The sequence below is a fragment of the Halobacillus sp. BBL2006 genome (genome assembly GCF_000786645.1).
In the GTDB taxonomy this organism is placed as follows: domain Bacteria; phylum Bacillota; class Bacilli; order Bacillales; family Halobacillaceae; genus Halobacillus.
The window spans coordinates 1-3128 of the sequence record NZ_JRNX01000558.1 but is presented as its reverse complement, the minus strand read 5'-3'; the positions used below and the strand labels follow the sequence as shown (position 1 = coordinate 3128).

At 44.0% G+C, this 3128-nt stretch carries 3 protein-coding genes; 1 reads left to right on the top strand and 2 read right to left on the bottom strand.

The annotated features are described in order from the left end of the window. The coding region (locus LD39_RS15840) for an L-serine ammonia-lyase, iron-sulfur-dependent, subunit alpha (protein WP_035549503.1) at positions 1-437 on the bottom strand (437 nt) is incomplete at its 3' end. Between the two features lie 17 nt (positions 438-454). Further along, a complete protein-coding gene (gene sdaAB, locus LD39_RS15835) occupies positions 455-1117 on the bottom strand; it encodes an L-serine ammonia-lyase, iron-sulfur-dependent subunit beta (protein WP_035549499.1) in 663 nt (220 codons plus the stop codon). A gap of 225 nt (positions 1118-1342) precedes the next feature. Here sdaAB and LD39_RS15830 point away from each other — a divergent pair, with 225 nt between their 5' ends. Continuing rightward, entirely contained in the window at positions 1343-2611 is a 1269-nt protein-coding gene (locus tag LD39_RS15830; RefSeq protein WP_035549496.1) for an NCS2 family permease, read from the top strand. The last annotated feature ends 517 nt before the right edge of the window (positions 2612-3128 follow it).

Genomic DNA, 3128 nt, shown 5'->3' with positions numbered 1-3128 from the left:
GAAGTGAAAAGGTAGCGGACCATCTGTTCACGAGTAGGGTTCAACTGATTTTTCACTGCGAAAAGCGTCCCTGGTACACATCCCGCGCTCCCTGCTGTCGGCGTTGCACAGATCGTACCCATGGCTGCGTTCACTTCATTCGTCGCTACTGCTTTGCTTACGGCATCCATCAACAGATTCCCAGATAGAGGAGTATGATTCTTCATATAGTTCTGAATCAGAACAGCATCGCCGCCTGTTAGGCCACTATGAGATTTCACACCTTTCAATCCATCCTCAATGGCTTTTTCCATCACATCAAGGTTCTTTTCCATCTGTCCCACGACTTGTTCCCGGGTCAGTTCTTTCACTTCCATCTCTTGACGAATCATCACTTCTGAGATTTGTATATTTTGACTTTCTGCAAGTTCTACTAATTCTGCAACATTTCGAAACATATTACACTGCCCCTTTCTTATTCCGATATTTTCGCTACTTGGATGATGTGATCTGCACGCTCGAGCTCTCCTAAAACGGTATCATCGATATTCTGGTCCATTTCTATCACCATCAATGCTTGCTCTCCCTGAGCTTTTCGAGATACTTCCATTCGTCCGATGTTAATCTCGTTTTTGGCAAGAATGGACGTCGCTGATGCAATGGCACCATAGCGATCATTATGGATAAGCAAAATAGCAGGGTGGCTGCCTGAAAGATTTAAATCAAATCCGTTCAGCTCGGTTATTTCAGCTTTTCCTCCACCGATCGATATACCTACAAGCTCAAGCTCTCCATCATCATCACCGATTTTCAGGCGAGCAGTGTTTGGATGATCGGTATGAGCATCTTCTTCATGAAAACGAATCTTCATGCCATTTTTACGAGCGGTTTCGAGTGCTTGTCCGATTCTTTCATCATATGTTTCATAGTCAAGCAGACCACCGATAATCGCCACGTCGGTGCCGTGGCCTTTATATGTTTTTGCAAATGATCCATATAGATGGACATGTGCATATTTAGGTTCTCTTCCGAATAGGTGCCGGGCGGCTCTACCGATACGCGCAGCCCCGGCCGTATGTGAACTGGACGGACCAATCATAACTGGACCGATAATATCAAACACAGATCTATATTTCATTTCTTTTCACCATCCCTTAGTTGTCTACCTCCATTTTACAAAGAAAATGCTTTCTAACTCAAGATAGCCCATAAGTATTTTATCACAATACTGTCTTTCTTGATTAGTATTTACAATAATCTAACAGAAGTTATTGATTCTGATTGTAAATTGAAGTAAAATAACAGTTTGTGGGTTACACGGTAACCGGGCGGGAGAGGGATAATTTCATAGAGGAAGATTGTTATGCTCAATAAGCATACAAAACAGGTGAGCTGGAAGAAAGAATTCACGGCTGGATTAATTGGCTACTTTACCACTGTGTACATTGTTGCCGTTAACAGTCAGATTCTTCAAAGTGCCGGTTTACCGCTTGAGAGCGGTATGGTCGCCACGATTCTTGCCAGCGCCATCGGATGTCTGATCATGGCCATATACGCCAATGCGCCTATGGTTCTCATTCCAGGCATGGGAGTTAATGCTTTGTTTGCCTATTCAATCGTTGAAGGCACAGGCCTGAGCTTCCAAGAAGGACTCGCTGTGGTTCTAATGGCTTCCCTTCTATTTTTAGTCACCGCTTTTACTAGATTAGGAGACTGGCTGAAACATGCTATCCCAGAGTCATTGAAAAACGCAATAACGGTTGGACTTGGATTATTCCTGACTTTAATCGGTTTAGAAAAGGGCGGTCTTGTCGTTAAAGGCGAGCATTCTCTGATCACTTTAGGAAATCCGTCATCAGCGGTCGTGATCACCAGCCTGCTAACCTTATTCATCGGTATTTTCCTATTCACGAGAAATGTTCCAGGGAATTTCCTAGTGACTATGGTCATAGGCACGATCATCGCTTATTTCACAGGGATTTTAAATGAGCCCGGTCAGATGCTAGCCCTTCAAGAGCAATCATGGATATTCATGCCGGACTTCAGCAGTATTGGACAGTTCGGTTTTTGGATGGCTGTTTTCCCGTTAGCGATCGTCCTAATATTTGAAAATATGGGGCTGATCCACGGGCAACTAAACATGTTAAAACAAGAAGACAAGTTCAAGCGTTCTTATCAAGCTACCGCCTTCGCCTCTCTTACTAGTGGATTATTTGGTACATCACCTACCGTGTCCTCCGCAGAGAGCGCTGCCGTTATTGCTTCAGGTGGCAAAACAGGAAGATCAGCTTTAACGATGGCTGTTCTATTTATTGGAACGCTATTACTGATTCCATGGATTTCAATGGTACCTTCCACTGCCATCAGTCCAATTCTGATTATTGTCGGTGCCCTCATGGTACAGAACATCAAAGAGATTCCGCTGGATCAGTTGTCCGAATCCATGCCAGCATTTTTGATTATTGTGATGATTCCCTTCACATACTCAATCGCTGATGGAATGGCTTTTGGATTTATCGCCTATCCGATTGTAAAATTAGCCTTAGGAAAACAAAGAGAATTATCGACGCCTGTCGTCCTTATCGCCATGGTCTTTCTCGTTGAATTTATCATGCGAACCCTCGGGCATTAAGTAAAGTGTGGAATCGCCTTGGTCAACCAGACAAGCTATGACACATTAGTAAAACATCAAAACCCCCTCTTTCATTCATTTGGAAGAGGGGGTTTTGATGTCTGTTATACCCTTCTGTAAAATTATTCTTATTCCTTTAAAGCTCCCGATTGTTGAAGACTCAGTTTCGAAACTTTTTATGTTTCCGTTGCCTTGGATAGAAATAGGAGGTCCGGGAAATCACTCGCTTTCCATGGGCATTTGGTGAGCTTCCTCAGGCTTCGCCTTGCGGGATCTCACCTGTCATTCTCATCCCGCAGGAGTCTCGCCGTTTTCCCCGCCACCATATATTTGTAAGTCTCTCGAAAGTTCTATCCTGAGTAAGGAGACTGTGGAATGTAGAATGGCTTTGAATTCAGTGTTATAGCTGGATTTCCATCACCTATCGTTTAGATTCGTACACGTATGATTTCGAGTTCATCATTTGGCAAGGGGCGTTGGGGAAGGGGGAGACTCCCGTGGGAGAAGGAAGTAGGCA